Annotated in this window: 1 protein-coding gene; it reads right to left on the bottom strand. The window is 53.4% G+C overall.

Annotation, left to right across the window (positions count from 1 at the left end; translation table 11 throughout):
• On the bottom strand, positions 1 to 522 hold a 522-nt coding region (locus tag K5Q58_RS21385; RefSeq protein WP_220755742.1), incomplete at both ends, for a hypothetical protein.

The following is a 522-nucleotide window of genomic DNA, read 5'->3' as shown; positions in this document are numbered from 1 at the left end:
ACACTGTGCTATTTCCCTTCCCCCCTTCTCTCTTTTTCTTCCCTCTTTCTCTTCTTCCTCTCCTCCCCCCCCCTCCCCCTTCTTTCCCCTTTCCTCTTCTCTTCCCCCCTTTTCTTCTCCCCCTCCTCCTCCCTTTTCTTCTTCTCCCCTTCCTCTCTCTCCCCCCCCCCTCCCTCCCTTTTTTTCTCCTTTCCCCTTCCCCCTCCCCTCCGTCCAGCTCCGCTTCCTCTCTGATTTCCTGTCTCAGTCTGTTGCTCTCTCTCTTGCTCTTCCCCCTTTCATGCTGAGTCTTTTTCTCCCCTCCTCCCCCTCCTTTCCTTTTTCTCCCTCCCCTCGCTCTCCCCTCCCCCCTTCCCTTCTTCTTCCTCTCCCCCCTCCCTTCCTTCTTTCTCCTCCTCTTCTTCTTCCTCCTCCCCCTTTTTCCCTCTTTTTTTTTTTCTTCTTCTTCTTCTTCTTTTTTCCTCCTTTCTCTTTCTTCCCCCCTCTCCCCTTCCTCTTTTCCTTCTCTTTCTCTTCTTCCCC

Source organism: Shewanella sp. KT0246 (assembly GCF_019654955.1).
In the GTDB taxonomy this organism is placed as follows: Bacteria; Pseudomonadota; Gammaproteobacteria; order Enterobacterales; family Shewanellaceae; genus Shewanella; species Shewanella goraebulensis.
This window is presented reverse-complemented; position numbering and strand designations above follow the sequence as displayed.